Source organism: Pseudonocardia sp. DxW (genome assembly GCF_058448985.1).
Genome location: NZ_JBZFLK010000018.1, coordinates 113,889 through 137,976 on the forward strand (window position 1 = coordinate 113,889; position 24,088 = coordinate 137,976).

24 protein-coding genes are annotated in these 24,088 nt (G+C 75.3%); 14 read left to right on the plus strand and 10 right to left on the minus strand.

Annotated elements, in window-relative coordinates; all coding sequences use genetic code 11:
* Window positions 1-26 precede the first annotated feature (26 nt).
* Window positions 27-677 (minus strand): nitroreductase family protein, encoded by a 651-nt coding sequence (locus ACVJO7_RS25185; protein ID WP_491674937.1) that lies wholly within the window; start codon window positions 675-677, stop codon window positions 27-29.
* A gap of 164 nt (window positions 678-841) precedes the next feature.
* Here ACVJO7_RS25185 and ACVJO7_RS25190 point away from each other — a divergent pair, with 164 nt between their 5' ends.
* The 4 genes from ACVJO7_RS25190 to ACVJO7_RS25205 all read left to right on the plus strand — a co-directional run bounded on the left by ACVJO7_RS25190 (window position 842) and on the right by ACVJO7_RS25205 (window position 4,652).
* Window positions 842-2,737 (plus strand): flavin-containing monooxygenase, encoded by a 1,896-nt coding sequence (locus tag ACVJO7_RS25190; RefSeq protein WP_491674938.1) that lies wholly within the window; start codon window positions 842-844, stop codon window positions 2,735-2,737.
* A gap of 47 nt (window positions 2,738-2,784) precedes the next feature.
* Window positions 2,785-3,381, plus strand: coding sequence for a TetR/AcrR family transcriptional regulator (locus ACVJO7_RS25195; RefSeq protein WP_344025750.1), 597 nt, complete (start codon window positions 2,785-2,787; stop codon window positions 3,379-3,381).
* 78 nt (window positions 3,382-3,459) lie between these two features.
* Window positions 3,460-4,068: a ClpP family protease gene (locus ACVJO7_RS25200; RefSeq protein ID WP_344025748.1), complete on the plus strand. Its 609-nt coding sequence runs from the start codon at window positions 3,460-3,462 to the stop codon at window positions 4,066-4,068.
* A complete protein-coding gene (locus ACVJO7_RS25205) occupies window positions 4,065-4,652 on the plus strand; it encodes a ClpP family protease (RefSeq protein ID WP_491674939.1) in 588 nt (195 codons plus the stop codon). The genes ACVJO7_RS25200 and ACVJO7_RS25205 overlap by 4 nt, the downstream gene beginning before the upstream one ends.
* 9 nt (window positions 4,653-4,661) lie before the next feature.
* Here the strand turns inward: ACVJO7_RS25205 and ACVJO7_RS25210 are convergent, their stop codons facing one another.
* Together ACVJO7_RS25210 and ACVJO7_RS25215 are read right to left on the minus strand one after the other, a co-directional pair.
* Window positions 4,662-4,946: a helix-turn-helix domain-containing protein gene (locus ACVJO7_RS25210; protein WP_344025743.1), complete on the minus strand. Its 285-nt coding sequence runs from the start codon at window positions 4,944-4,946 to the stop codon at window positions 4,662-4,664.
* 82 nt (window positions 4,947-5,028) lie between these two features.
* Complete coding sequence (locus tag ACVJO7_RS25215) at window positions 5,029-6,810, minus strand: PucR family transcriptional regulator (protein WP_491674940.1); 1,782 nt, start codon at window positions 6,808-6,810, stop codon at window positions 5,029-5,031.
* 111 nt (window positions 6,811-6,921) lie between these two features.
* On the opposite strand from ACVJO7_RS25215, the gene ACVJO7_RS25220 reads away from it, so the two are divergent.
* Window positions 6,922-8,349 carry an aldehyde dehydrogenase family protein gene (locus tag ACVJO7_RS25220; protein ID WP_491674941.1) on the plus strand — a complete coding sequence of 476 codons (1,428 nt, stop codon included), beginning with the start codon at window positions 6,922-6,924 and terminating at the stop codon, window positions 8,347-8,349.
* Between the two features lie 15 nt (window positions 8,350-8,364).
* Complete coding sequence (locus ACVJO7_RS25225; protein ID WP_344025736.1) at window positions 8,365-8,817, plus strand: GlcG/HbpS family heme-binding protein; 453 nt, start codon at window positions 8,365-8,367, stop codon at window positions 8,815-8,817.
* Window positions 8,818-8,902: 85 nt separating this feature from the next.
* On the opposite strand, the gene ACVJO7_RS25230 is transcribed toward ACVJO7_RS25225, so the two are convergent.
* Genes ACVJO7_RS25230 through ACVJO7_RS25240 form a run of 3 tightly spaced genes read right to left on the minus strand, consistent with a single transcriptional unit; the run spans window position 8,903 to window position 12,340 of the window.
* Entirely contained in the window at window positions 8,903-10,294 is a 1,392-nt protein-coding gene (locus ACVJO7_RS25230) for an MFS transporter (protein WP_491674942.1), read from the minus strand.
* Window positions 10,291-10,719: a RidA family protein gene (locus tag ACVJO7_RS25235; protein WP_491674943.1), complete on the minus strand. Its 429-nt coding sequence runs from the start codon at window positions 10,717-10,719 to the stop codon at window positions 10,291-10,293. Before ACVJO7_RS25235 ends, ACVJO7_RS25230 begins: the two co-directional genes overlap by 4 nt.
* Window positions 10,712-12,340, minus strand: a complete 1,629-nt coding sequence (locus ACVJO7_RS25240) for a gamma-glutamyltransferase (protein WP_491674944.1) — start codon at window positions 12,338-12,340, stop codon at window positions 10,712-10,714. The genes ACVJO7_RS25235 and ACVJO7_RS25240 overlap by 8 nt, the downstream gene beginning before the upstream one ends.
* A gap of 213 nt (window positions 12,341-12,553) precedes the next feature.
* Between ACVJO7_RS25240 and ACVJO7_RS25245 the strand changes: the two genes are divergently transcribed.
* The 5 genes from ACVJO7_RS25245 to ACVJO7_RS25265 all read left to right on the plus strand — a co-directional run bounded on the left by ACVJO7_RS25245 (window position 12,554) and on the right by ACVJO7_RS25265 (window position 17,239).
* Window positions 12,554-14,212: a hypothetical protein gene (locus tag ACVJO7_RS25245; RefSeq protein ID WP_491674945.1), complete on the plus strand. Its 1,659-nt coding sequence runs from the start codon at window positions 12,554-12,556 to the stop codon at window positions 14,210-14,212.
* Between the two features lie 258 nt (window positions 14,213-14,470).
* Entirely contained in the window at window positions 14,471-15,211 is a 741-nt protein-coding gene (locus ACVJO7_RS25250; protein WP_491674946.1) for an iron-containing redox enzyme family protein, read from the plus strand.
* 59 nt (window positions 15,212-15,270) lie between these two features.
* Window positions 15,271-15,612, plus strand: coding sequence for a Rieske (2Fe-2S) protein (locus ACVJO7_RS25255; protein WP_491674947.1), 342 nt, complete (start codon window positions 15,271-15,273; stop codon window positions 15,610-15,612).
* The gene (locus tag ACVJO7_RS25260) at window positions 15,609-16,835 is read left to right on the plus strand and encodes an NAD(P)/FAD-dependent oxidoreductase (RefSeq protein ID WP_491674948.1); all 1,227 of its coding nucleotides are present in this window, start codon (window positions 15,609-15,611) and stop codon (window positions 16,833-16,835) included. Before ACVJO7_RS25255 ends, ACVJO7_RS25260 begins: the two co-directional genes overlap by 4 nt.
* A gap of 23 nt (window positions 16,836-16,858) precedes the next feature.
* The gene (locus ACVJO7_RS25265) at window positions 16,859-17,239 is read left to right on the plus strand and encodes a Rieske (2Fe-2S) protein (protein ID WP_491674949.1); all 381 of its coding nucleotides are present in this window, start codon (window positions 16,859-16,861) and stop codon (window positions 17,237-17,239) included.
* Between the two features lie 34 nt (window positions 17,240-17,273).
* Here ACVJO7_RS25265 and ACVJO7_RS25270 read toward each other — a convergent pair whose 3' ends face one another.
* Entirely contained in the window at window positions 17,274-17,486 is a 213-nt protein-coding gene (locus ACVJO7_RS25270; protein ID WP_344025718.1) for a hypothetical protein, read from the minus strand.
* 341 nt (window positions 17,487-17,827) lie between these two features.
* Here ACVJO7_RS25270 and ACVJO7_RS25275 point away from each other — a divergent pair, with 341 nt between their 5' ends.
* Window positions 17,828-18,856 carry a Glu/Leu/Phe/Val dehydrogenase dimerization domain-containing protein gene (locus ACVJO7_RS25275; protein ID WP_491674950.1) on the plus strand — a complete coding sequence of 343 codons (1,029 nt, stop codon included), beginning with the start codon at window positions 17,828-17,830 and terminating at the stop codon, window positions 18,854-18,856.
* A gap of 57 nt (window positions 18,857-18,913) precedes the next feature.
* Here ACVJO7_RS25275 and ACVJO7_RS25280 read toward each other — a convergent pair whose 3' ends face one another.
* Both ACVJO7_RS25280 and ACVJO7_RS25285 read right to left on the minus strand, forming a co-directional pair.
* A complete protein-coding gene (locus ACVJO7_RS25280) occupies window positions 18,914-19,123 on the minus strand; it encodes a hypothetical protein (RefSeq protein WP_491674951.1) in 210 nt (69 codons plus the stop codon).
* Window position 19,124: 1 nt separating this feature from the next.
* Entirely contained in the window at window positions 19,125-20,396 is a 1,272-nt protein-coding gene (locus tag ACVJO7_RS25285) for a S8 family serine peptidase (RefSeq protein ID WP_491674952.1), read from the minus strand.
* Between the two features lie 184 nt (window positions 20,397-20,580).
* Here ACVJO7_RS25285 and ACVJO7_RS25290 point away from each other — a divergent pair, with 184 nt between their 5' ends.
* Window positions 20,581-21,453, plus strand: a complete 873-nt coding sequence (locus ACVJO7_RS25290) for a universal stress protein (protein WP_344025712.1) — start codon at window positions 20,581-20,583, stop codon at window positions 21,451-21,453.
* 6 nt (window positions 21,454-21,459) lie between these two features.
* Here ACVJO7_RS25290 and ACVJO7_RS25295 read toward each other — a convergent pair whose 3' ends face one another.
* On the minus strand, window positions 21,460-22,131 hold the full coding sequence (locus tag ACVJO7_RS25295) for an ANTAR domain-containing protein (RefSeq protein ID WP_344025710.1): 672 nt from the start codon (window positions 22,129-22,131) through the stop codon (window positions 21,460-21,462).
* A 326-nt stretch (window positions 22,132-22,457) separates the two neighbouring features.
* On the opposite strand from ACVJO7_RS25295, the gene ACVJO7_RS25300 reads away from it, so the two are divergent.
* Entirely contained in the window at window positions 22,458-24,086 is a 1,629-nt protein-coding gene (locus tag ACVJO7_RS25300) for a long-chain fatty acid--CoA ligase (RefSeq protein ID WP_491674953.1), read from the plus strand.
* The last annotated feature ends 2 nt before the right edge of the window (window positions 24,087-24,088 follow it).

Here is a 24,088-nt window from a genome sequence, read left to right on the forward strand (position 1 = left end):
TCGGGCTGGTGCGGTCGGGCGGGCGGTCAGACGGCCGAGGCCGCGAAGAGCGGCCTGCCGTAGGTCTCGGCCGAGACGGTGTCCTCCACCGCGGACCGGGTCAGCCTGCTCGGGAAGCCCTTGGCCGGGTAGCCGATCGCGACGTGCGCGGCGGTGAGCACCCCGTCCGGGACCTCCAGCAGCTCGCGCACCTTCTCCTCGTGGTGGCAGAGCAGCGTGGTGACGGCCGAGCCGACACCCTGGTCGCGCAGCGCCAGGCAGAGGTTCTGCACCGTCGGGTAGATCGAGGCGCCGCCGACCACGGAGAGCCGGTCGAGCTCCAGGTCGGTCGGGTGCAGGCCGTCGATCTCGGCACAGACGACGACGATCGCCGGCACCCTCGCCAGGTTCTCCGCGAAGTGGTCGGCGTCCCGCACGGTCTTCGGTAGCGCGCCGACGTTGACCGTGCCGTCCCCGATGGCACCGAGATAGGCCTTCCACATCGGCAGGTACAGGTCCGCGAGCGCCTGCTTGCGCGCGGCGTCGCGCACCACCACCCAGCGCACCGGCTGGCGGTTGCCGCCCTGCGGGCCGAACCGCGCGACCTCGAACGCCCGGTGCAGCACCTCGTCCGGAACCGGCTGGTCGGTGAAGTACCGGCAGGTACCCACGGTCCGCATGGCCTCGGTCAGCTCCATCGCCAACTCCTACCTATCCACAGTTAGGTTTCTGGCGGCGATACTGCTGCGACTCCCCCGGGGGTGTCAAGAGCCCAGATGACGGCAGGACCGGACACTGGACGCCGGAGGCGGGGCGACCTAACCTATCCACTGTTAGATTGAAGTTGACCGTAGGGGAGCGCATGTCCGCGACCACCGGCGCCGAGCTCGCCCGCGCGCTCGAGCACGCCAACCTGCCCTCGCTGCTTCCGGTGCTCGTGCAGCTCACCGGGGACCGCCGGTGGCTGGCCGAGCCCTACCGGCCCACCCGCAGCCGGGGGATGGACGACAACGACTCCGGCGGCTTCGCACCCGAGGTGGCCGCCGAGATCCGGCAGGCGGTGCTCGACGCCGTCCTCGCGCACGAGCAGGGCGCCCCGGTCGCGATCCCGGCCCCCACCGGCGAGCTGATGCGGGAGCTGCTGAGCCTGGCCAACGGGGAGCCGGCGACGCCCGACTACGCCGAGATGCTCGCCGAGGACCTCGGCTTCACCCGGCCCCCGGCCGTCCCGATCGGGCCGACCGGCATCACCGCGGTGATCATCGGGGCCGGCGTGTCCGGCATGCTGGCCGCGATCCGGCTGCGCGAGGCGGGCGTCGAGCACGTCGTGCTGGAGAAGAACACCGAGGTCGGCGGCGGCTGGTGGGAGAACACCTATCCCGGAGCGGGCGTCGACACGCCCAGCCACCTCTACTCCTACTCCTTCGCACCGCGGGACTGGGGCACCCACTTCGGCAAGCGCGACGAGGTCGAGGAGTACCTGCGCGGGATCGCCGACGCCTACGACCTGCGCCGGGTGATCCGGTTCGGCACCGAGGTCGTCGCCGCCGACTACGACGAACAGGACGCGACCTGGACGGTCCGCACCGCCGACGGCGACACCGTCACCGCGTCCGTGCTGATCAGTGCGACCGGGGCGCTGAACCGGCCCCGGGTGCCGGAGATCCCCGGCCTGGACACCTTCACCGGGCCGATCTTCCACACCGCCCGGTGGCCGTCCGGCCTGGACCTGACCGGCCGCCGGGTCGCCGTCGTCGGGGCCGGTGCCAGCGCCATGCAGGTCGTCCCGGCGATCGCGGACACGGCCGGAGCGCTGACCGTGTACCAGCGCTCGCCGCAGTGGATCGCGCCCAGCGACGTCTACTTCGAGCGCATCGACGAGGCCGTGCACCTGCTGATGAACCGGGTCCCGTACTACCGGGGCTGGTACCGGGCCCGGCTGGCGTGGAACTTCAACGACCGGGTCCACCCGAGCCTGCAGGTCGACCCGGACTGGGTGCACCCGGACCGCTCGGTCAACGCCGTCAACGACGCGCACCGCCGCGTCTTCACCCGCTACCTGGAGTCCGAGCTGGCCGGCCGGCCGGACCTGGTGGCGAAGTCGCTGCCCGGCTACCCGCCGTTCGGCAAGCGGATGCTGCTGGACAACGGCTGGTACCGCACGCTGCGCCGGGACGACGTGGAGCTGGTCGCCGAGGGGGTCGCCGAGATCACCCCGACCGGCCTGGTCGGCGACGGCGGCACGGTGACCGGGGCCGACGTGATCGTCCTGGCCACCGGCTTCCACACGCACCGCTTCCTGTGGCCGATCGAGATCCGGGGCCGGGCCGGGGTGCGGCTGGCCGACGTCTGGGGACCGCAGGATGCGCACGCGCACCTCGGGATCACCGTGCCCGGCTTCCCCAACCTGTTCCTCACCTGCGGCCCGGGCACCGCACTCGGCCACGGCGGCAGCTTCATCACCGTCGCCGAGTGCCAGGTCCGCTACATCGTCGACCTGCTGCGCCGGATGGTCCGCGACGACCTGCGGGCCGTCGAGGTGCGGGCCGAGGTGGAGCGCGAGTACACCCGCCGGCACGACGAGGCGCACGCCCGCATGCTGTGGACCCATCCCGGGATGACCAACTGGTACCGCAACGCCGACGGCCGGATCGTCTCGACGATGCCCTGGCAGGTCGTCGACTACTGGCGGATGACGCACGAGGCCGATCTCGCGGACTTCCACGTCGAGCGCACCGCGCCGGCCGTCGCCCGATGACCGGCCTTCCGGCGCCGTCGCCGCGGCCGCCCGCCACACTGGGACCCGTGCAGGAACCGGCCGGCCGCAGGAAGCCCACCGCCCAGCGGCGGACCGAGATCGTCAGCGCCGCGGCCCGGATCTTCGCCGACCAGGGCTACGCCGCCGTCGGGATGCGCGACATCGCCACCACCATCGGGATCCGCAGCGCCAGCCTGTACCACCACTTCTCCTCCAAGGAGGAGATCCTCTACGCGATCTGCCTGACGGTGACCCGGGAACCGGTCGAGCAGAACCTGCCGCTGCTCGACGCCGCCGGGACCCCCACCGAGCGGCTGACCGCGCTCGTCCGGGCGCACGTCCGGCACCTGCTGCACCGGCACGTCGAGTACCTGGTCGGGCTGCACGAGCGGCCGGCGCTCACCGCCGAGCACCGCGCGGACATCGACGGCTACCTGCACTACTACCACCGCCGGGTGCGCGACGTGCTCGCCGCCGGGATGCGCAGCGGCGAGTTCCGGGAGCTCAACCCCACCCTGGCCGCGCTGGGCATCCTCGACATGCTCAACGGCGTCAGCGGCTGGATCAGGGGCAGCGCCGACGAGGACACCGACGACGTCGTCGCCACCTACACCACCCTGCTGTTCGCCGGACTGCATCCCTGACCCGCGGTTACGCCCTGGGCGAAGCTGCCGTCGGCAGAACCCCGACCATCGGGCGACCGCGCCCGGCACGGTGGGCCCATGACCGACACCCCACTGTTCGACGAGCGGGCCCGCCGTGACCTGTTCGACCAGCGCGTCCTCGTGCTCGACGGCCCGCTGGACGACGACAACGGCACCCTGCTCGCCACCCAGCTGATCACGCTCGCCGCGACCGGCCCGGACAGCGACGTCGCGCTGTGGATCCACTCGCCGGGCGGTTCGGTCCCGGCGATGCTGGCGCTGCGCGACGTCATCCGGCTGGTCCCGTGCGACGTGTCCACGCTGGTCCTCGGGATCGCCTACAGCGCCGGGCAGTTCCTGCTGTCCTCGGGCACCCCCGGCAAGCGGCGCGCGCTGCCGCACTCCCGGGTCCTGATGCACCAGGGCTCGGCCGGGATCGGCGGCACCGCGGTGGACATCGAGCTGCAGGCCGACGACCTGCGGCACACCCGGGACACCGTGCTCGGGCTGATCGCCCGGGACACCGGCCAGCCGATCGAGCGGATCTTCACCGACTCGCTGCACGACCGCTGGTACTCCGCCACCGAGGCGCTCGAGTACGGCTTCGTCGACGCCGTGGTCTCCCGGTTCGACGAGATCGCGCCGCGCCGCAGCTCGCTGCCCGCCGGCTTCGGGGCCGTCCGGTGAGCAGCTACACCATCCCGAACGTGATCGCCCAGAACCCGCGCGGCGAGCGGATCATGGACGTCTACTCGCACCTGCTCACCGAGCGGGTGGTCTACCTGGGCACCGGCATCGACTCCGGGGTGGCGAACGCGCTGATCGCCCAGCTGCTCTACCTGGAGGCCGACGACCCGGAGCGGGACATCCAGCTCTACGTCAACTGCGACAGCGGCGACCCGAGCGCGATGCTCGCGATCTACGACACGATGCGGCACATCCGCCCGGCGGTCGCCACCACCTGCGTCGGGCAGGCGGTCGCGGTCGGCGCGGTGCTGCTCGCCGCGGGCGCGGAGGGCAAGCGCGCCGCGCTGCCGCACGCGCGGGTGATCCTGCACCAGCCCGCCGCGCAGGGCCGCGGCACGATCCCGGACCTGATCCTGCAGGCCGACGAGCTCGTCCGGATCCGGGCCGACATCGAGTCGATCCTGTCGCGGCACACCGGGCAGAGCGTCGCGACGCTGCGTGCCGACACCGATCGCGACCGGATCTTCACCGCGGCCGCGGCGCGCGAGTACGGGCTGCTCGACACCGTCCTGGCGGACCGGTGAGCCCGGCCCTCACGCCGCCAGTGCGTACGCCGCCCGGCAGGTCGGCCCGCGCAGCGTCCCGGCGACCGCGCGGGTCAGCTCGGCCAGCGTCAGCTCCAGCGCCCCGGCCACCGCCGCGATCATCTCGCTGGAGGGCTCCTTGCGCCCGCGCTCGATCTCGGAGAGGTACTGCGGCGAGATCCCGGCCCGCCGCGCGGTCTCCTCCAGCGTGTCGCCGCGCCGGCGGCGCGCCGCCCGGAGCTGGTCGCCGAGCAGGTGCCGCCACAGCGGTTCGGGGGTCGGCCGGGGTTCCACGGGTCGGAGCCTAGGTGCGGCCGGGCGGAGTGTCGCGGCCGTTCCGCTCAGAGCGGACGGGCGCTCGCGGGACGGTGGGGGATCACCCGGTGAGGTCCTCCGACGGCGGCGGCGCCAGCTCCGCGTCCAGGTCGTCGGTGACCCGGGTCAGGGTGTCGACGTGGTGGGCCAGCCACACCATGAACTGGGTGTCGGCCGACCGGATGTCCATGCCCATCGCCCGGGACACCCGGTCCAGCTTGTACAGCGTGGTGTTCCGGTGCAGCCCGAGCCGCCGGGCCGCCGCGTTCAGGTTCCCGGACTCGGCGATGTAGGCGAGCACGACGTTCTCCAGGCTGCGCTGGTGCCCGTCGGCGCGGCGCAGCGGGGCGAGCACCTCCTCGGCGAACCGGCGGCCGTTCGCCGAGTCGGCCAGCTCCCGCAGCGCGACGAAGATCCGCAGGTCCTCGTAGCCGACGACCGGGGGCACGTCGACCCGGCGGCTCAGCGACAGCGCGGTGCGCGCCTCCCGGTAGCTGACCGCGGTCCCGCCCGCCCCGGCCCCCTCCGAGCCGAACGCGACCCGCACCGTCCCGCCGAGCCGGTCCTGGACCAGCCGGGCCACCGCACCGGCGAGCTCGCGGATGTCGTCGGATCCGGTGCCGGCCGGCGCGACGACCACCAGGTTCCCGCCGAGCTGGGTGGCCAGCGTGCGCGCGTCGCCGGGACGGCCGAGCCGTTCCACGGCCCGGGCGGCGGCCTGGAAGCGGCGCACCGCGCGGGCGTCGTCGGCGACCGGCGGATCGGGCTCGGCGACCAGCACCGCGTAGGTGCGGTCCGGCAGGAAGCCGTGGTGCCGGGACCGGGCCACCAGCTGCTGGCCGTCGGCGAACCGGCCGTGCACCAGGTCGACGACGAAGTCGCCGCGGGTCCGCTCCTCGGCCTCGGTCATCGAGCGGAGGCGGAGCATCTCGGCGCCGATCAGCACCGCACCCTCCTGGGCGACGATCCGGCGCTGCGCCCGGTCGTGGGCCTGCGCGCCGACCGGTTCCAGCACCGCGACCAGGCCGCACGGCTCGCCGCCGATCGTGATCGGCACGGCCAGCGGGACGACGGCGCCGTCCCCGTCACCGGCCGTCCCCAGGTCGACGGCGACGGACTCCACCGGGCCCGGCCCCCAGCCGTCGGCGAGCCGGCGCAGCACGGCGACGACCGGCTCCTGCGGGGGCTTGGGGCGGCCGCCCGCCGACTCGTGGGCGAGCACCGCGCCGTCCGGGTCGACCACGATCACCGGGGTGCCCGCCATCCGGGACATGCCGTGCGCCAGCGAACCGACCCCGGAGCCGCGGGCCAGGATCTCGCCGAGCGAGCGGTGCACCCGGTCGCTGTACTGCAGCACGTGCGTGGACTGGGCCAGCACCTTCGTCGCGACCAGATGGCTGACGGCCCGGAACCCGGCGGTCGGCGGCAGCAGCGCCAGCGGCAGCCCGATCCGGTCGGCCGCCGCCCGCGCCTGCGGCAGGTACTCCTGCAGCTCGGCGGGGGGTGCGGCGTCGCCGGGATCGAGGCGCACCAGCAGCGCGACCGCGCCCGCCGCGGCGATCTGGTGCACGACGGCCTCGCCGGCGGGGCCGCGCACCCGCTCCGCGGCGGCGTGCACGACCAGACCGGCCTCGGGCTCCGGCCCGCCGTCGGCCGGGTCGTCGAGCTCGGACAGCGGGACGCACCAGCGGGCGATCCCGGACGTGCCGTCCCGGCCGGCGACGAGCGTGTTGCGCAGCAACGGCTCGGCCAGGAGATCGGCCACCGTCACGGTGTCCGGCGGGTCGACGGCGGCGGTGGGCGCGCCCCGGCCGGGCCGGTCGGGCTGCTCGGTCTGTGCCATCTGCCTATATCCGATCCGTGGGCGGCTGCACTTCGTCCAGTGCAGGCCATGCTGGCCCGCACCCACAATCACCGGTAGCCGTCATACTCCACAATCCGCCGGAGGTTCTTCGTGCACCCCGCACCAACTCTTCCCGGCTCCGGTGCCGCGTCCGCGGACCACCGGACGACCGACCCGGCCGCCCCGGACCGGGTGGTGACCCGGTTCCGGCCTGCCACCGCCGCGGACGCCCGGGACGCCGTCGACCGGGCGTCCGGCTCGGGCTGGGTCCGCGAGACCCCCGCCCGGCGGGCCGCCGTGCTCGGCGCGGTCGCCGACCGGCTCGACGCCGCCCGCGACGAGCTCGCCGCGCTGGTGACCGCCGAGGAGGGCAAGCCGGTCGCCGCCGCCCGCGGCGAGATCGGCAAGGCCGCCGAGCAGTTCCGGCTCGCCGCCCAGCTCGCGTTCCAGGTGGAGGGGACGACCTTCCCGAGCGAGACGCCGGGCACCGTCGCCTACACGCTGCGCGGCCCGCTCGGCGTCGTCCTCGCCGTCACACCGTGGAACTTCCCGGTCTCGCTGGCCGCCCGCAAGATCGCCCCGGCGCTGGCCGCCGGGAACACCGTGGTGTTCAAGCCGTCCCCGGTGACCGCCGGGGTCGGCGAGCGGCTGGCCGGGATCGTGCACGAGGCCGGGCTGCCCGCGGACGCGCTGCCGGTGCTGCACGGCCACGATCCGGACGCGATGGCCTGGCTGCTCGCCGACCCGCGGATCCGGGCGGTCAGCTTCACCGGCTCGGACGCGGTCGGCGCGCTGATTAGGGAGCAGGCGCACGGCCAGGCCCGGCTGCAGCTGGAGCTCGGCGGCCGCAACTGCGCCGTGGTGTGCGCGGACGCCGATCTCGACCGGGCCGCCGCCGACATCGCGACCGGCGCGTTCGGTCTCACCGGGCAGGCGTGCACGTCGACCGACCGGGTGCTGGTGGCCCGGCCGGTGGCCGCCGACCTGATGGCGCGGCTCGCCGAGCGGGTCCGGGCGCTGCGGGTCGGGCCGGGCGACGACCCGGCGACGACGACCGGCCCGGTCGCGACCGCCGCCCAGTTCGCCCGGCTCACCGCGCTGCACGACCGCGCCGTCGCCGACGGCGCCCGGGTGGTCGCCACCACGGGCACGGTGCCGGACCGCGATCCCGGCGGCCACTGGGTGGCGCCCACCCTGTTCACCGACGTGCCGGACGGGCACCCGCTGGTCACCGGCGAGGTGTTCGGCCCGTTCTGCACGGTGTCGCCGATCGCCGGGATCGACGAGGCGCTCACCATCCTCAACGCCTCGACGCACGGTCTGGCGACCGCCGTCCACACCACCGACCTGGCGGTCGCCCAGCGGTTCGCCGCCGAGGCGCAGTACGGCCTGGTCAAGATCAACGGACCGACCACCGGGAACGGCGTCGCACCGCCGTTCGGCGGCTGGAAGGCGTCCTCCGGCGGTGCGTTCCCGGAGGGCGGCCGGCAGGCGCTCGACTTCGTCACCGACACCAAGACCGTCTACCTCACCCCCTGAGAACCGGAGGCATCCGTGCAGACCATCCACCGCCTGACCCTCGACGACGCGCTCGTCGTGCTGCGAGCGGCCGAGGCCGAGGCCGAGCGCATCGGCGTCCGCCAGACCATCTGCGTCGCCGACGACGGCGCGCACCCGATCGCCCTGCACCGGATGACCGGCGCCCGGCTGACCGGGGTCGAGATCGCGATCGCCAAGGCGTTCACCGCGGCCGGTCACCAGCGCGCCACCCACCTGTTCAACGAGGCGCCGGACGGGCCGGCGCTGCCCGGCAACGAGGCGTTCGGCATCCAGCACATGCACACCGGCCGGTTCACCGTGTTCGTCGGCGGCTTCCCGCTGGTGCACGACGGCCAGGTGGTCGGCGCGGTCGGGATCAGCGGCGGCAACGGCGAGCAGGACAAGGCGGTCGGCGCCGCCGCGCTCGCCGCCTTCGAGCAGCACGTGGCCGGGGCCGTCCCGGCCTGACCGGTACCCCGGCGGCCCCGCACCTCGTCCGGGTGCGGGGCCGCCGTGCGTGCAGGCCGGCCCGCCGTGCCCGCCGCACCGCCCGTCAGACCCGCCCGTCCCCGTCCCGGATCCGCCCGGTGAAGCTCGCGGCCAGCGCACACACCGCCGCCGACGCGCAGACCAGCGCGACCGCGGCAGCCGGGCCGCGCCCGGCCGGGCCGTCACCGATCGCCAGAGCCACCGTCACCCCGCCGAGCGCCGCCCCGACGAAGCGCAGCGCGTTGAACACCCCGAGCCCGGAGCCGGACCCGGCCTCCTGCGCCGACCGCGCCGCCCCGGCGGCGGCGGGCGTCTGGGTCAGCGCCATCCCGGCACCGACGACCGCGCAGGCGGCGCCCAGCAGCGGCGCGCCGGCGCCGCCCGTGAGCAGCCCGGCGAGCGCGAGCTGCGCGGCCACGAGCAGGAACAGTCCGCTGCGCAGCGCCCACCGCGGGCTCCGGCGCTCGGTCAGCCGCCCCGCGACCGGCGCGAGCAGGGTCATCGCCAGCGGCAGCGTCACCACCAGCAGCCCGGCGTCCCGGACGGACATGCCGGCCCCGGACACCAGGTACAGCGGGACGGTCAGCAGGGTCGCGGTGAGCGCGAGCATCTGGGCCAGCGCCGCCACGGCGGACCGGGCGAACCGGGCGTCGGCGAGCAGCGCGAGCGGGACGAACGGCTGCCGGCCCCGCCGCTGTACCCGGCGTTCGACGACGAGGAACGCCACCAGCGACAGCAGCCCGGCGCCGGCCGCCACCCACACCACCGGGGAGCCGGGACCGACCGCACCCGCCGCGGCGGCCGCGGTCAGCACACCGACGACGGCGACGGTCAGCGTCAGCGCGCCACCGGCCTCCAGCGGCACCGGGCGCCCGGCGGCCCGCGGCAGCGTGCACCACGCACCGACCAGAGCGACCAGCGCGAACGGCACGATCACCACGAACACCGACCGCCAGCCCGCGAGATCGGTCAGCACCCCACCGACCGCCGGGCCCGCCGCCTGGCCCGCCCCGTTGGCCGCGGCCCACCAGGACACCGCGCGCCCGCGCCGCTCCGGCCCGACGGCCGAGGTGAGCAGAGCAAGGACGGTCGGCAGCACCAGCGCCCCGGACGCCCCCTGGACCATCCGGAACGCGACGAGCACGGCCAGCGACGGTGCGAGCGCCGCACCGGTCGCCCCGGCCGCGACGCCGACCATCGAGATCAGGAACACCCGGCGGCGGCCCAGCCGGTCGCCGAGCCAGCCGCCCAGCGGCAGCGCCGCGGCACAGGTCAGGTTGAACGCGACGACGACGAGCGTGCCCGCGGACAGCGGCGCGCCCAGGTCCGTGGTCATCGTCGCGAGCGGGACCGCGACCAGGGTGTTCGCGATCGTGCTCGCGAAGGTCCCGATCACCAGGAAGACGGCCGGTGCGCGGTTCCCGGCGCGGACCCGCTCCGGCGCCCCGGTCGTCACGGGCGCAGCGACAGGGTCAGCTCGACCTCGACCGGGGCGTCCCCGGGCAGCGCCGCGACGCCGACCGCGGCACGCACCGGGAGCCGGTCCGCGCCGAACCGGGCGGCCAGCACGTCCGACGCGCCGTCGGCGATCGCGGACAGCCCGGCGTGCGGCCCGGCGCAGGCGATCCACACGGTCATCCGGACCGGGCGGTCGATCCGGTCGGCGCCGCCGGCCGCGATCTCACAGGCGGTCAGCGCGTTCCCGGCGGCCAGCCCGGCGGCGGCCGTCGCGGTGCCCGGGTCCACGCCGTCCCCGATCCGGCCGGTGACGACCAGCCGCCCGTCCCGGCGCGGCGTCATCCCCGCGCTGTGCACCAGCCCGCCGGCGACCAGCGCCGGCAGGTAGCGCCCCTGCGGCGCGGGCCCCCGCCGCTCAGACACCGAGCGCCACCCCCTCCTGGCGGGAGTCCGCACCGGCGACCAGGCAGCCGTTGTCGTGGTCGACCGACACGACCTGCGCGCTCCCGCCGGCACCCCGGTCGCCGACCGGGACCACCCGGTGCCCGCGGGCCGCCAGCCCGGCCAGCACCTCCGGGCCGAGCCGGTCCTCGCAGCGCAGCTCGGCGGACGCGCCGAGATCGCCCGCGTCGCTGCCCGGGAACACCGAGAAGCGGGGTGCGTCCACCGCGTCCTGCGGGCCGGCGCCGTGATCGAGCAGGTGCGACACCAGCTGAGTGTTCCACTGCACCTGGCCGTCCCCGCCGGGGGTGTTGCCGACGTGCCGCAACCGGCCGTCGTCGTCGGTGACCAGCCACGAGTTCAGGGTGTGCAGCGGGCGGCGGCGCGGGCGGAGCTCGTTGGGGTGCCCGGGGATCAGGTAGGCGCCGCGGCCGAGCCGGTTGTTGAGCACGATGCCGGTGCCGGGCACGGTGACCCCGGCGCCGAAGGTGAACGCCAGCGAGCCGATCAGCCCGACGGCGCGGCCCTCGGCGTCGACGGCCACCATCGACGTCGTGTCGCCGTCCGGGCGGGCCCCGGCGTGGGCGGGCAGGTCACCGGCCCGGATCCGGTCCCTGGCCTGCGCGACGGCGGCCGGGTCGCCGCCGCGGTCCGGGCCGGTGCGGTCCGGTCCGGCGGTGCGGAACCGGTCGGCGAACGCGATCGTGGCCGCCCCGGCGAGCCAGTGCACCGCCTCGGCGGACAGCGGGGCCGCGGCCTCTCCGCCGTCGCGCAGTATCCCGTCGCAGACGGCGAGCTGGTCGAGCACCATCCAGCCGGGCGTCGGGAGTGGCGTCTGGTGCACCCACGAGTCCCGGTAGCGCCGTCGCAGCGCCGGCTCCGGGACGACCCGGCCGGACGCCGCCCACTCGTCCCCGGAGAACCGGGCCCCGGCCGCCACCAGGGCGGCGACCGCGCGGTCCGCGAGCCCGCCGGTGTAGAAGCCGGCCGGATCGGCGGCCACCGCGGCGATCGAGCGGGCCAGCTCCGGATGGGCGAGCCGGGTCCCCACGGCGGGCACCCTGCCGCCGGGCAGCAGCGCCGCGGCCGTGCCGGGATCGGCGGCGAGCCGCTCCCGGTGCCGTTCGATGTCGCCGCGGGTGCGGGCGGTGCAGGGCAGCCCGGCCGCGGCGGCGCGGGCCGCCGGTGCCCACAGCTCGGTCAGCGGCCGGGTCGCACCGGAGGCGTGCAGCGCGGCGAGCGCGCCGACCGCGCCGGGGACCGCCACCGACAGCGCGCCGTGCCGGGGCAGCGCCGGTCCGGGGAAGCGGTCCGGGGTGGCGCCGTCCGGTCCGAAACCGCTCCCGCAGAACGCACCGACCTGCCCGTCCGGCTCGCGGACCAGCGCGAACGTGTCCCCGCCCAGCCCGTTCTGGCCGGGCAGCGCGATCCAGGCGAGCGCTGCCATCGCGAGCGCGGCGTCCACCGCGTTGCCGCCGGAGGCGAGCACCTCGGCGCCGATCCGGCTGATCGCCGGGTGGCTGGCGGACACCATGCCGTCGGCGCCGAGTGCCGGGACGCGGTCGGACGCGGGGAACGGGCGGGCGGGCGCGAGCACGGTCATGCGGGCACGATCCACCGCCCGGATCCCGCCGACTACGTGAAACCTGCACAGTCCGGGCGGCCCGGCCAGTGCACTGTGCCGTAACGGCAACGTGCACAAACGGAAATCAACGGGCTGTGCACTGTGGGCCTGGATGAGCGATCGCCCTGCTGTGAGTGTGTCCGGTCACACCACCACACATCACCGCCGGTGACCGGCGGGAAGGAGGCCGCGGTGGCTCTCTCCGCTGCACACTGGGTCTATCTGGGCGGGGTTCTGCTGATCCTCGGCGTGATGATCGCGCGGAGGAACATCCTGGTCCCCGCCCTGCTCGCGACGGTCGGGACCGCATGGACGATGACCGGCGATCCGATCGTCGCCGTCCAGTCGATCTTCAACGCGACGCTGACGGCGGCCGCGGAACTGTTCAACATCTTCCTCATCATCGCGACGGTGACGGCGCTGCTGGGTGCGCTCCGCGCGATGCACGCCGATCAGCGCATGGTCACCCCGTTCCAGCGGGTGATGCGCGGCGGCTGGTCGTCGTGGGGGGTGCTGATCGTCGTCACCTTCGCGATCAGCCTGTTCTTCTGGCCGACGCCCGCGGTGCCGCTGATCGGGGCGATCCTGGTCCCGGCCGCGATCCGGGCCGGGCTCCCGGCGATGGGGGCGGCGATGGCGATCGCCGTCGCCGGCCAGGGCATGGCGCTGTCCAGCGACTACGTCATCGGGGTGGCGCCCGGGCTGTCCGCCGCGGCGGCGGGCACCGATCCGGACCGGGTCGCCGACGTCGCGTTCGTCCTGTCCCTGGTCACCGGGATCACCGCGCTGGTGATCATGTCCGTGCTGCTCGCCCGGCACATGCGGGCACCGTCGGACGCGAACCTCGAGGAGTGGGAGTCCGGGGTGGTCGCCGGGGCGCGGCCGTCGACCGGGCTGCTCCGGCGGCTGCGGCGGCGGCTCACCGGCGCAGCGCCGGACGCCGAGCCGCTGGTGCCCGCCGAGGCCGGGCAGCGGATCGCCGTCGGCTCGACGGTCGGCGGCCCGGCGGGCGGTGCCGACGTGCCGCCGCCTGGTGGCCCCGGCGGCGCAGTGAGCACGGACGGCCCCGGCGGCGCAGTGAGCACGGACGGCCCCGGCGGGCCGGTGCCCGGCGACGGGCCGGCCCCGCTCGACGCCCGCACCGAGCGGCTGTCCCGGTTCTTCGCGGCGGCGGTGCCGATCGCGTTCGGCCTGATGATCGTCTACCTGGTGCTGGGCGAGCTCGGGGTGGTCCCGCCGGTGCAGGGCGGATCGGGTGCGGCCCTGGTCGGCGGCCTCGCGGTCGTCCTCGTGGTGCTGGTCTGCGTCACGCTCGACGGTCCGCGCGGCGCGCTGACCTCGGTCGGCGAGCACATGACCGACGGTCTCGTCTTCGCGTTCCGGGCGATGGGCGTCGTGCTGCCGATCGCCGGGTTCTTCTTCCTGGGCAGCGCCGACTTCGCACCGTCGATCCTCGGGCTGCCCGAGGAGGCGACCGCACCCGATCTGCTGGTCGACCTGGTGGTGGCCGGGCAGGGGCTCATCCCCACCAGCCCGCTGATCGTCGGTCTCGGGGTGCTCGCCGTCGGTCTGCTCAGCGGGCTCGACGGATCCGGCTTCTCCGGTCTGCCGCTCACCGGTTCGCTGGCCGGTGCGCTGGCGCCGGCGGCCGGTGTGGACCCGGCGACGCTCGCCGCGATCGGCCAGATGGGATCGATCTGGTCCGGCGGCGGCGTGCTGATCGCCTGGTCGTCGCTGCTCGTGGTGGCCGGGGTGACCCGGGTCCCGGCGATCGAGCTGGCCCGCCGCTGCTTCCTGCCGGTGATGGCCGGGCTGGTGCTCTCCACCGTGGTCGCGGTGCTCCTGTTCTGACCCGGTGACCGGCCGGCCCCGGTGCCGCAGGGCGACCCCTGCGGCACCGGGGCCGTCGTCGTGCAGGGGGGCGACCGCGCAGGGTGCCCGCAGGGTGCACAGTGCTGCAAGGTTCCCGGCCTACTTGTGCCCTCTGACCAGGGAACCGGGCCACCGGCCCGCATACCGTCGGTGCTACCGAGGACGGACGGCGACCGTGACGGCCCGCCGCAGGACCCGCCCGGTTCCCACCCCACCCGATCATCTGGAGGGTTCGTCATGACCCTGACCGCCGACCAGGCCACGGCCGACGCCACCCCGGCCCTGCTCTCCCGGGAGGACTTCCGCGCCGCGCTGGAGGACGCCATCACCGGCCGCGAGGCGAAGAACGCCTCGTTCAGCGCCGCCTGGGCCGAGGGCAGCCTGACCCGCGAGCACTTCGCGCGCTGGGCCGAGAACCACTACCACTACGTCGGCCCGTTCGCCGACTACCTCGGCTACATCTACGGCAACACCCCGGACCACTGCGCCGACGCCAAGGACTTCACCCTCCAGAACATGTACGAGGAGGAACTGGCCGACATCCGGCACACCGACCTGCTCATCCGGTTCGGCGAGGCGTGCGGCACCAGCAAGGAGCGCATCGAGAACCCGGACAACATGAACGCGGTCACCCGCGGCCTGCAGGCGTGGTGCTACGCGGTCGCGATGCGCGAGCACTTCGTGGTCGCGACGGCCGCGCTCGTCGTCGGGCTGGAGTCCCAGGTCCCCGGCATCTACCGCAGGCAGATCGTGCCGCTGCGCGAGACCTACGGGTTCACCGAGGACGAGATCGAGTTCTTCGACCTGCACATCACCTCCGACGAGGTGCACGGCGAGCGCGGCTTCCAGATCGTGCTCGACCACGCCGACACCCCGCAGCTGCAGCAGCGCTGCCTGCGGTTCGTCCGGTGGGGCGCGGAGATGCGCTTCTCCTACACCCGGGCCCTCTACGACACCTACGTCGCGCCGGGCCGCTGACCTCTCCGCCGCGGCGGGTGCCCCGCGCACCCGCCGCGGCCCGATCCCGGGAGCAGCCCGTGAGCGACACCGAGACCGCGCACTGGATCGCCACCGTCCCGGTCGCCGACCTGGCCCGCCGGCGCCGGACCCGCGTCGAGGTCGGGGACCGGGCGGTCGCCCTGTTCCTGGTCGGGGACCGGGTGTTCGCCCTCGACGACGTGTGCGTCCACAAGGGCCGCTCGCTGGCCCGGGGTGCGCTCTGGCAGGGCCGGGTCGTCTGTCCGGCGCACCAGTGGGCGTTCGACCCGGAGACCGGCCGCGCCGAGGGCCGCGACGAGTGCCAGCCGGTGCACGACGTCCGGGTGGTCGACGGCGTCGTCGAAGTCAGCGCGCACCCGCGCAGCCAGGAGGAATCATGAACGACCTGCCCCGCAGCCTCGTCACCGTCGGTGCCGGCCAGGCCGCGGTCACCGCCGTGCGGACGCTGCGCCGGCGCGGCTTCGACGGCCCGGTGACCATGCTGTCCGACGAGCCGCACGCCCCCTACCAGCGCCCGCCGCTGTCCAAGGAGTTCCTGCGCTCCGACACCCCGCCCGAGGATCTCGTGCTGCTCGACCCCGCCTGGGCCGAAGCGAACGGCGTGGACCTGCGGCTCGGCGCCCGGGCCGCGGCGGTCCGGCCGGGCGGCGTCACGCTGGCCGGCGGCGACACCGTCGCGGCCGACGCGGTGCTGCTCGCCACCGGCGTGCGGGCCCGGACCCTGCCCGGCGTGGCGGGGGAGCGGATCGTGCACCTGCGCACCGTCGACGACGCGACGCGGCTGCGGGACGCGCTGCCCGGCGTCGAACGGCTGGTCGTCGTCGGCGGCGGCCTGATCGGCGCCGAGGTCGCCTCGACGGCCCGGGAGCGCGGCATCGCGGTGACCGTGCTGGAGGCCGGCGTGCTGCCGATGCTCGGCCAGGTCGGCCTCGAGATGGCCGGGTTCTGCGCCGACCTGGCCCGCGCGCACGGCGTCGACCTGCGCTGCGGCCAGGAGATCGCGTCGGTCACCCGGACCGGCGGCGGCGTGCTGGTCGGCACGGCGAGCGGGCCGGTCGAGGCCGATCTGGTCGTCGTCGCGGTCGGGTCGGTGCCGAACGACGGCCTGGCCCGCGACGCCGGCATCGCGACCGATCCGGTGCGCGGCGGGATCGTCGTCGACGGCACCGGCCGGACGTCCGCGTCCGGCGTGTTCGCCGCCGGGGACGTCGCCACCCGCGCCGCCGGCTCCGGCTTCGTCCGGGTCGAGCACGTCGATAACGCCACCACCGGCGGCACCGCCGTCGCGCGGGAGCTGCTCGGCCTGCCCGCACAGGATCCCGGCGAGCCCTGGTTCTGGTCGGACCAGTTCGAGCTGAACCTGCAGGTCGTCGGCCACCCGCCGGCCGCGGCCGACATCGTCGTGCGGGGCAGCGTCGCCGACGGCGACTTCACCGCCTTCTACCGGACCGACGGCCGCGTGCGTGCGGCCTTCGCCGTCGAGCGGGGCGGCGACGTGCCCGCGGTGCGGCAGCTGATCGCGCTCGGCGAGCCGGTCCCGGCCGCCGCACTCGCCGACGACGACACCGACCTGTTCGACCTGCTCGACGGCATCTCCGCCTGAGCACACCGCCCGAGGAGTCCATCGTGGAGTTCCACAAGATCGCCCGGTCCGGCCAGGTCCCCGAGGGGGTGGTCCGCCGCTTCTTCGCCGGCGACGTCGAGGTGGCCGTGTCCCGTTCGGACGGCGAGGTGCACGCCACCTCGAACTACTGCAGCCACCTGGACTGCCTGCTCTCCAGCGGCAAGGTGACCGACGAGGGCCTGCTGTGCTCCTGCCACGGCAGCGTCTTCGACTACCGCTCGGGTGAGCCGCTGTGCCCGCCGGCCACCCGGCCGATCACCGTGTTCCCGGTCCGGGAGGAGAACGGGCACGTCTACGTCGGCGTCGACGACGAGCTGGCCGGCGCGGCGATGCGGCGCCGGGCGGCCGGGGCGCGCCGGCTGGGGGACCGGGCCGGTTCCTGACCGGCCCGCCGAGCCGCCCGGCGCCCGCGCCGGGTCAGCCCACGTGCTCGATCAGCCGCTGCCGGGCCAGGCGCTCCACCATCTCGGGCAGCGCGGGCGCGGGGACGGAGTCGAGATCGTCGCGGGAGCCCCGCACGACGCTCTCGACGAGCGGGGCGGGCAGCCGGTGGCCGGCGAACTCGGCGGTGAGCCGGTGGACGGCGTCGCGGACGGAGGGGTCGTCGGGTCGGAGCAGTGAGGCGTGCACGGTCGTGGTCGATTCGTCGGAGGTCGGTGCCCGGTCGCGCCGTCCGGTCGTGCGGACGGCGCCGGGCGGGTCGCGGGGCGGCGCCCGGCGCGACCGGCATCAGGGCCGGATGGATGACGGCCCGTGCGATCACCGACCACGGTAGGTGCTGTGGCGACTCCCGTCGACCGGATAATCCGGGCCGCACAACGATCCGGCGCCGCCGGGCCCCGGAACCGCTGTTCGTTGCGTGTCGCCCGCCCGTTCGCGTCCGGATCTTGCACCGCCCGCGGCCCGGGCGCTGCACTGGTTCCGGCGGTCCCGACCCCGGACCGCCGCTGCCGCCGCCCCGTGGAGATCCCATGAGCCTGCCCGCCGTCCTTCCGACACCCCGGCCCGCCGACGCCGACGAGTTCGAGCAGCTGACCACCGTCCGCGACCCGGACTCCAGGATCCGCTCGGTGGTCGCGATCCACAACACCACGATGGGGCCGTCGCTGGGCGGGGTGCGGATGCGCGCCTACCCGAGCTTCGACGACGCCGTCCGGGACGCGATGGCGCTCGCCCGCGCCATGACCTACAAGTCCGCACTGGCCGGGCTCCGGCTCGGCGGCGGCAAGAGCGTGATCGACGCCACGGCCACGCCGGCCGCCAAGGCAGCGTTCCTGCCGGTGCACGCCCGGCACGTCGCCGCGCTGGGCGGGCGCTACATCCCGGGCGCCGACATGGGCACCGACGCCGCCGACATGGAGGTGCTGGCCCGGGACGTGCCGGTGGTGTCGTCGCGGCGGGATCCGTCGCCGTTCACCGCCCGCGGCGTCCTCCGCGCGGTCGAGGCCACCCTCGGACGGCAGGGGCACCGGCTCGCCGGCCGCCGGATCGCCGTGCAGGGCCTGGGCAAGGTCGGGTCCGCGCTGGTCGGGCTGCTGCGCGCGGCCGGTGCCGAGGTGCTGGTCGCCGACACCGACGACGCCAGGGTGCGCGCCGCGCGCGGCGCGGGCGCCGTCGCGATGCCGGTCGGCGAGATCCTCACCGCCGACGCCGACGTGCTCTGCCCGTGCGCGGCGGGCGGCGTGCTCACCCCGGCGGTGCTCGACGCGCTGCGCGCCCGCGCGGTCGTGCCGGGCGCGAACAACCCGCTCGCCGGTGACAGCGGCGCGGCGGTGCTCGCCGCGCGGGGGGTGGACTACGTCCCGGACTTCGTCGCCAACGCGGGCGGCGTGATCGTCTGCGAGGCCGAGGTGCTGGGCAGCGACGACGGTATCGAGGAGAAGATCGACGCCATCGGCACCACCGCGGTCCGGATCCTGGACGAGGCCGCCGGGCGGGGCACCGACACCGTCACCGTCGCCCACGAGCTGGCCCGGGCCCGGCTGGCCGCCCGGGCGTGATCACCAGTCGTGGAGCGCTCCGGCCGCCCGGCGGGCGCGGCGCTCCACGACCGTCGATCACCGGTCCAGGTGCACCTCGCCGTCCGGTTCCACCCCGCCCACCCCGGGCAGCCCGGCCAGGTCCGGCGGGTGCTCGTCGTCGCAGGTCCCGACGACCACGCCGACCGCGTGCAGCACCTTCTCCACCTGCAGTCCCGCCGCCGCGCAGGCGGCGGCCACGTCGTCCGGCTCGTGCCCGGGGGCGACCGAGACCAGCACCCGGGCCATCTCAGCCACCCACCGCGCGGACGAGTCCCGCGCCGACGTCGCCCGAGGGCAGCGGGAGCCGCTGTGCGGCCTGGGTGAGCCCGGTCCACAGGTCCCGGCCGCGGGCCCCGGTGCGCTGGGACAGCAGCGCGGCGATCCCGGACACGTGCGGGGTGGCCATCGACGTCCCGGAGATCGTGTCGTTGCGCTGCGGCATCGGCCAGGACGAGTAGACGTCCACCCCCGGGCCCGCGATGTCGACCTGCCCGCCGTCGACCGCCGAGCTCGCCGCGGAGAAGTCGGCGATCGCGAGCGCGGCGTCCACCGCGCCGACCGCCATGATCGACGGGCTGTTCGCCGGGACGCCGACGAAGCCGACGTTCCCGGCCGAGCGCTCGGCGTTGTTCCCGGCCGCGGCGATGATCAGCACCCCGGCGTCGAGCGCCCGCCGGCCCGCGTTCTCGTAGGCGGCGGACACCTCGTCGAGGTCCGCGCCGAGCGACAGCGAGACGATCTGCGCGCCGCTGGTGATCGCCCACTCGATGCCCTCGAGGATCCCGGCGTCGGTGCCGGACCCGTCGTCGCCGAGCACCTTCCCGACCAGGATCCGGGCCTCGTGCGCGACGCCGTAGCGGCGGCCCGAGCCCGGGGCGAGCGGGCCGCAGGCGGTGCCGACGCAGTGCGTGCCGTGCCCCTGGGCGTCCTGCACCTGCTGCCCGTCGACGAACGAGCGGGACTCGATGTCGCGGCCGGCGAAGTCCGGATGGCCGAGATCGAGACCGGTGTCCAGCACGGCCACGCCGATCCCGGCGCCGGTTTCGGTCGCCGCGTCGACGCCGGTGGCCTGCAGCCCCCAGGTCAGCTGGTCGGTGTCGGCGAACTGCGCCGGCGCGGGCGCCCCGGCGGTCTCGCCGGCGGCCGCCCGGTCGCGCAGGAAGGTGGCGGCGTCGGCGAAGCCCCGCAGGTACTCGGCGGACACGCCGGGTCCGGTGCCCAGCGCGCGCTGGACCCGCTCCGGTTCGACGGCGACCAGCCGCGGGTCCGCGCGGGCGGTCCGCAGCCGCTCCGGGTCGAGCTCGGCGACCGCGACCCCGAGCCGGGCCAGCAGGACCGGATGGGCGCCGGCCGGGGCGTCCCGGCTGCTGGTGACGTCGGCCAGCCCGGTCAGCTCCTGCACACAGGTCCGGGCCGCCGCGTCGTCGTCACCCAGCAGGTCGTCCCCGAGCACCAGCAGGTAGCGGCCGGTGAGCGTGCCCCCTGGCCGGGCCGGACCGGTCGGGCGGGGTTCGGTCATGTCGCCTCCGATGATCGACGTGCGGTCACTCATCGTGCCGCAACGGTCCACTGCGGGCATCCGCGACGGGACCGTCGGTCCCCCGCCGTGGGGCCGGACGGCCCGGGCGCGGACCGGCCGCGCGGTGCCATCCTGGACACCGGGCGGACCGGACCCGACCGGCCGCCGGGGGAGGAGCGCGAGCATGGCAGCACAGCAGACCGGGCCGGTCGTGGTCGGTGTCGACGGGTCGGAGTCCGCGCTCGACGCGGTCCGCTGGGCGGCCGCCGAGGCCGCGTCCCGGAACGTCCCGCTGCGCCTGGTCGCGGTGTTCACCCCGCTGCCGGCCGCACCGCGGCACGACATGGGCCTGACCGCCGCCTACATGGACCAGGTGGTGACGTCGCTGCGGGGAACCCTGGAGGTGGCCGCCGAGGTGGCCGCCGGTGCGGCGCCGGGCGTCGAGATCGGCACCGAGCTGCGCACCGGCTATCCCGGGCAGGTGCTCACCGACGAGTCCCGCTCGGCGGTGCTCACCGTGGTGGGCAGCCGCGGGCTGGGCGGGTTCACCGGGCTGCTGGTCGGCTCGGTCGCGGTGACGCTGGCCGCGCACGGCGAGTCGCCGGTGCTGGTGGTGCGCGGCGACCGGGCGCCGGACTCCGGCCTGCCGGTGCTGCTCGGCGTCGACGGGTCGCCGGCCGGCGAGGCCGCCGTCGGGATCGCGTTCGAGGAGGCGTCCCGGCGCGCGGTCCGGCTGCGCGCGCTGCACGCCTGGTCCGACGTCGTCGTCGATCCGGCGGTCGCCGTCCTGGTCGACCACCAGGCATGGGAGACCGAGGAGCGGGCGCTGCTCGCCGAGCGGCTGGCCGGATGGTCCGGCAAGTACCCGGACGTCGAGGTGGACCGCGTCGTCGTCCAGGACCGGCCCGCGCACGCGCTGGTCCAGGGCTCGGCGGACGCCGGCCTGGTCGTCGTCGGGTCGCGCGGGCGGGGCGGGCTCGCCGGGCTGGTGCTCGGCTCGGTCGGGCAGGCCGTGCTGCGGCACGCGCAGTGCCCGGTGCTGGTCGTCCGCGGCTGAACCCGGCTAGCCGTCGAGCTCCGCGAGCAGGGCGTCGGCCACCGCGTAGAGCTTCGTGTTGGTCTCGTGCGAGATCGTCCGGAGCAGGCCGAACGCCTCGTCCGCGGTGCACCGGCGCTGCGCCATCAGCATGCCCTTGGCCTGCTCGATGCTGGTGTGCCGGTCGAACCGGGCGCGCAGCACGGCGTTCTCGGCGTCCAGCGCGCGGGCCAGCGCCACGGCGCCGCTGCCGTCCCCGGCACCGCCGGTCAGCAGGCCCGTCACGTTCTCGACGTGGTGCAGTATCCCGATCACCTGCCCGTCCGGGCAGCGCAGCGGCGAGTTCACCGGCAGCCACACCCGTTCGACGAAGCCGGTCGTCCCGGACGGGCCGGGCACGTCGTAGCGCTGCACCGGCATCGGATCGCGACGGCCGTGGCGCAGCACGCGTTCCAGCGAGGCCGTCAGGTTCGCGACGCCGTCGGCCCCCGGCAGGTCCGGGTTGTCCGGGAACGCCTCGAACATGAGCTGCTCGGTGAGCTCGCCGGGCGCGCGCAACGTCGCGTCGCAGTACGCGGGGTTCGCGGCGACGATGCACAGGTCGCGATCGAGGATCAGGTACGCCGAGCGGGTCGCTCGGAACGCGGGGTCGTCGCGGCATCCGTGCAGGACCCGGCGCCCCGAGACTCCGGTCGACATCTCTGACCTCCGCCGGCCGGGACGGCGCAGGTCGGGGGTACCGCCCGGCGCGGCCCGCGGCACCTCGTACGTGCGCGAAACCGTCCTCCGACGGAGGACGCCGGGCCGGCTGCTCGACCCATCGACCATGTCCGCCAACCGATCGGGCGGCGGGCACCGGGAAAGATTAGGACACCCGCTCCGTCCGTGGCACGGCGGGACGCCCGTTGGCCCGGAGGCGTACCCACGTTGCTCCGTACGGAACGCCCGGAACATCCGGTCCCGCCGCGGCGGCGGTAATCTCGCGGTGACCGACCTCACCGGACACCACGTCGCCAGGAGCACCGATGCTCGGACTGATGCAGGACCGCCCGCTCACGCTGCCGCACATCTTCCATCGCGCGGAGCAGTACTTCGGGCACAAGGAACTGATCACCGCGACCCCCGCGGGTACGACGGAGACGACCACGATCGCCGACTGGGCCGTCCGGGTCCGGCGGATGGCGACCGTGCTCGACACGCTCGGGATCTCGCCGGACGGCCGGGTCGGCACGTTCTGCTGGAACAGCGCCCGGCACCTGGAGCTCTACCTGGCGGTGCCGTGCACCGGCCGGGTGCTGCACACGCTGAACCTGCGCCTGTTCCCCGACCAGCTGGTGTACGTGGCGAACCACGCCGGCGACGAGGTCGTGTTCGTCGAGCGGTCGCTGCTGGGGGTGTTCTGGCCGCACGTCGACCGGCTGGAGACGGTCCGGCACATCGTCGTCATCGACGACGGCGCGGGTCCCGAGATCCCGGACGACCCCCGGGTGTCGGACTACGAGCAGCTGCTGGCCGCCGCGTCCCCGGTGACCGGCCGGTTCACCGTCGACGACGAGAACACCGCCGCCGCCATGTGCTACACCTCCGGCACCACCGGCAACCCCAAGGGCGTCGTCTACTCGCACCGCTCCACGCTGCTGCACTCGCTGGCGACGCTGTTCGCCGACGGCGTCGGGCTCCGCGAGCGCGACGTGGTGCTGCCCGTCGTCCCGATGTTCCACGCCAACGCCTGGGGCCTGCCCTACGGCTGCCTGCTGGCCGGGTCGTCGCTGGTGCTGCCCGGGCCCGGGATGACCCCCGACGCGATCCTCACCCTGGTCGCCGAGCACGGGGTGACCCTCGCGGCCGGCGTCCCGACGATCTGGATGGGCCTGCTGCCCAAGCTCGGCGAGTACGACGTGTCGTCGCTGCGCGCCATCCTGTGCGGCGGCTCGGCGGTGCCGAGGTCGCTGTCCGAGGGATTCCGCGAGGCGACCGGGCTGCCGCTGCTGCAGGGCTGGGGGATGACCGAGACCTCGCCGCTGGCGGCGCTCGGGGTGCTGCGCGCCGCGCACGACGAGCTGTCCGAGGACGAGCGGGCCGACGTCCGCGCACTGCAGGGCCCGGCCGTCCCGCTGGTGGAGCTGCGGATCGCCGACCCGGACACCGGCGAGGAGCAGCCGTGGGACGGCACGTCCACCGGTGAGGTGCAGGCCGCCGGGCCGTGGATCGCCCGGGAGTACTACCGCGGCGAGGGCGACGGCGGCCAGTTCACCGACGACGGCTGGCTGCGCACCGGGGACGTCGCGGTGGTCGACCGGCTCGGTTACGTCAAGCTCGTCGACCGCACGAAGGACCTGGTCAAGTCCGGCGGCGAGTGGATCAGCTCGGTGGAGCTGGAGAACGAGATCATGGCGCACCCGAAGGTCGCCGAGGCGGCGGTCATCGCCGTCCCGCACGAGAAGTGGGTGGAACGCCCGCTGGCCTGCGTCGTGGTGAAGGACGGCGAGCAGCTCACCGCCGACGAGCTGATCGACTTCCTGGCCCCGCGGGTCGCCAAGTGGTGGCTGCCGGACGCCGTCGAGTTCATCGACGAGGTGCCCAAGACCAGCGTCGGCAAGTTCTCCAAGAAGACGCTGCGGGACAAGTTCGGCGGGTACATCCTGCCGTCCTGACC

Coding starts and splice junctions, on each gene's coding strand:
- ACVJO7_RS25185 (WP_491674937.1), bottom strand. CDS start 677: ATGGAGCTGACCGAGGCCATGCGGACCGTGGGTACCTGCCGGTACTTC.
- ACVJO7_RS25190 (WP_491674938.1), top strand. CDS start 842: ATGTCCGCGACCACCGGCGCCGAGCTCGCCCGCGCGCTCGAGCACGCC.
- ACVJO7_RS25200 (WP_344025748.1), top strand. CDS start 3,460: ATGACCGACACCCCACTGTTCGACGAGCGGGCCCGCCGTGACCTGTTC.
- ACVJO7_RS25215 (WP_491674940.1), bottom strand. CDS start 6,810: ATGGCACAGACCGAGCAGCCCGACCGGCCCGGCCGGGGCGCGCCCACC.
- ACVJO7_RS25240 (WP_491674944.1), bottom strand. CDS start 12,340: ATGACCGTGCTCGCGCCCGCCCGCCCGTTCCCCGCGTCCGACCGCGTC.
- ACVJO7_RS25250 (WP_491674946.1), top strand. CDS start 14,471: ATGACCCTGACCGCCGACCAGGCCACGGCCGACGCCACCCCGGCCCTG.
- ACVJO7_RS25260 (WP_491674948.1), top strand. CDS start 15,609: ATGAACGACCTGCCCCGCAGCCTCGTCACCGTCGGTGCCGGCCAGGCC.
- ACVJO7_RS25275 (WP_491674950.1), top strand. CDS start 17,828: ATGAGCCTGCCCGCCGTCCTTCCGACACCCCGGCCCGCCGACGCCGAC.
- ACVJO7_RS25280 (WP_491674951.1), bottom strand. CDS start 19,123: ATGGCCCGGGTGCTGGTCTCGGTCGCCCCCGGGCACGAGCCGGACGAC.
- ACVJO7_RS25285 (WP_491674952.1), bottom strand. CDS start 20,396: ATGACCGAACCCCGCCCGACCGGTCCGGCCCGGCCAGGGGGCACGCTC.
- ACVJO7_RS25290 (WP_344025712.1), top strand. CDS start 20,581: ATGGCAGCACAGCAGACCGGGCCGGTCGTGGTCGGTGTCGACGGGTCG.
- ACVJO7_RS25295 (WP_344025710.1), bottom strand. CDS start 22,131: ATGTCGACCGGAGTCTCGGGGCGCCGGGTCCTGCACGGATGCCGCGAC.
- ACVJO7_RS25300 (WP_491674953.1), top strand. CDS start 22,458: ATGCTCGGACTGATGCAGGACCGCCCGCTCACGCTGCCGCACATCTTC.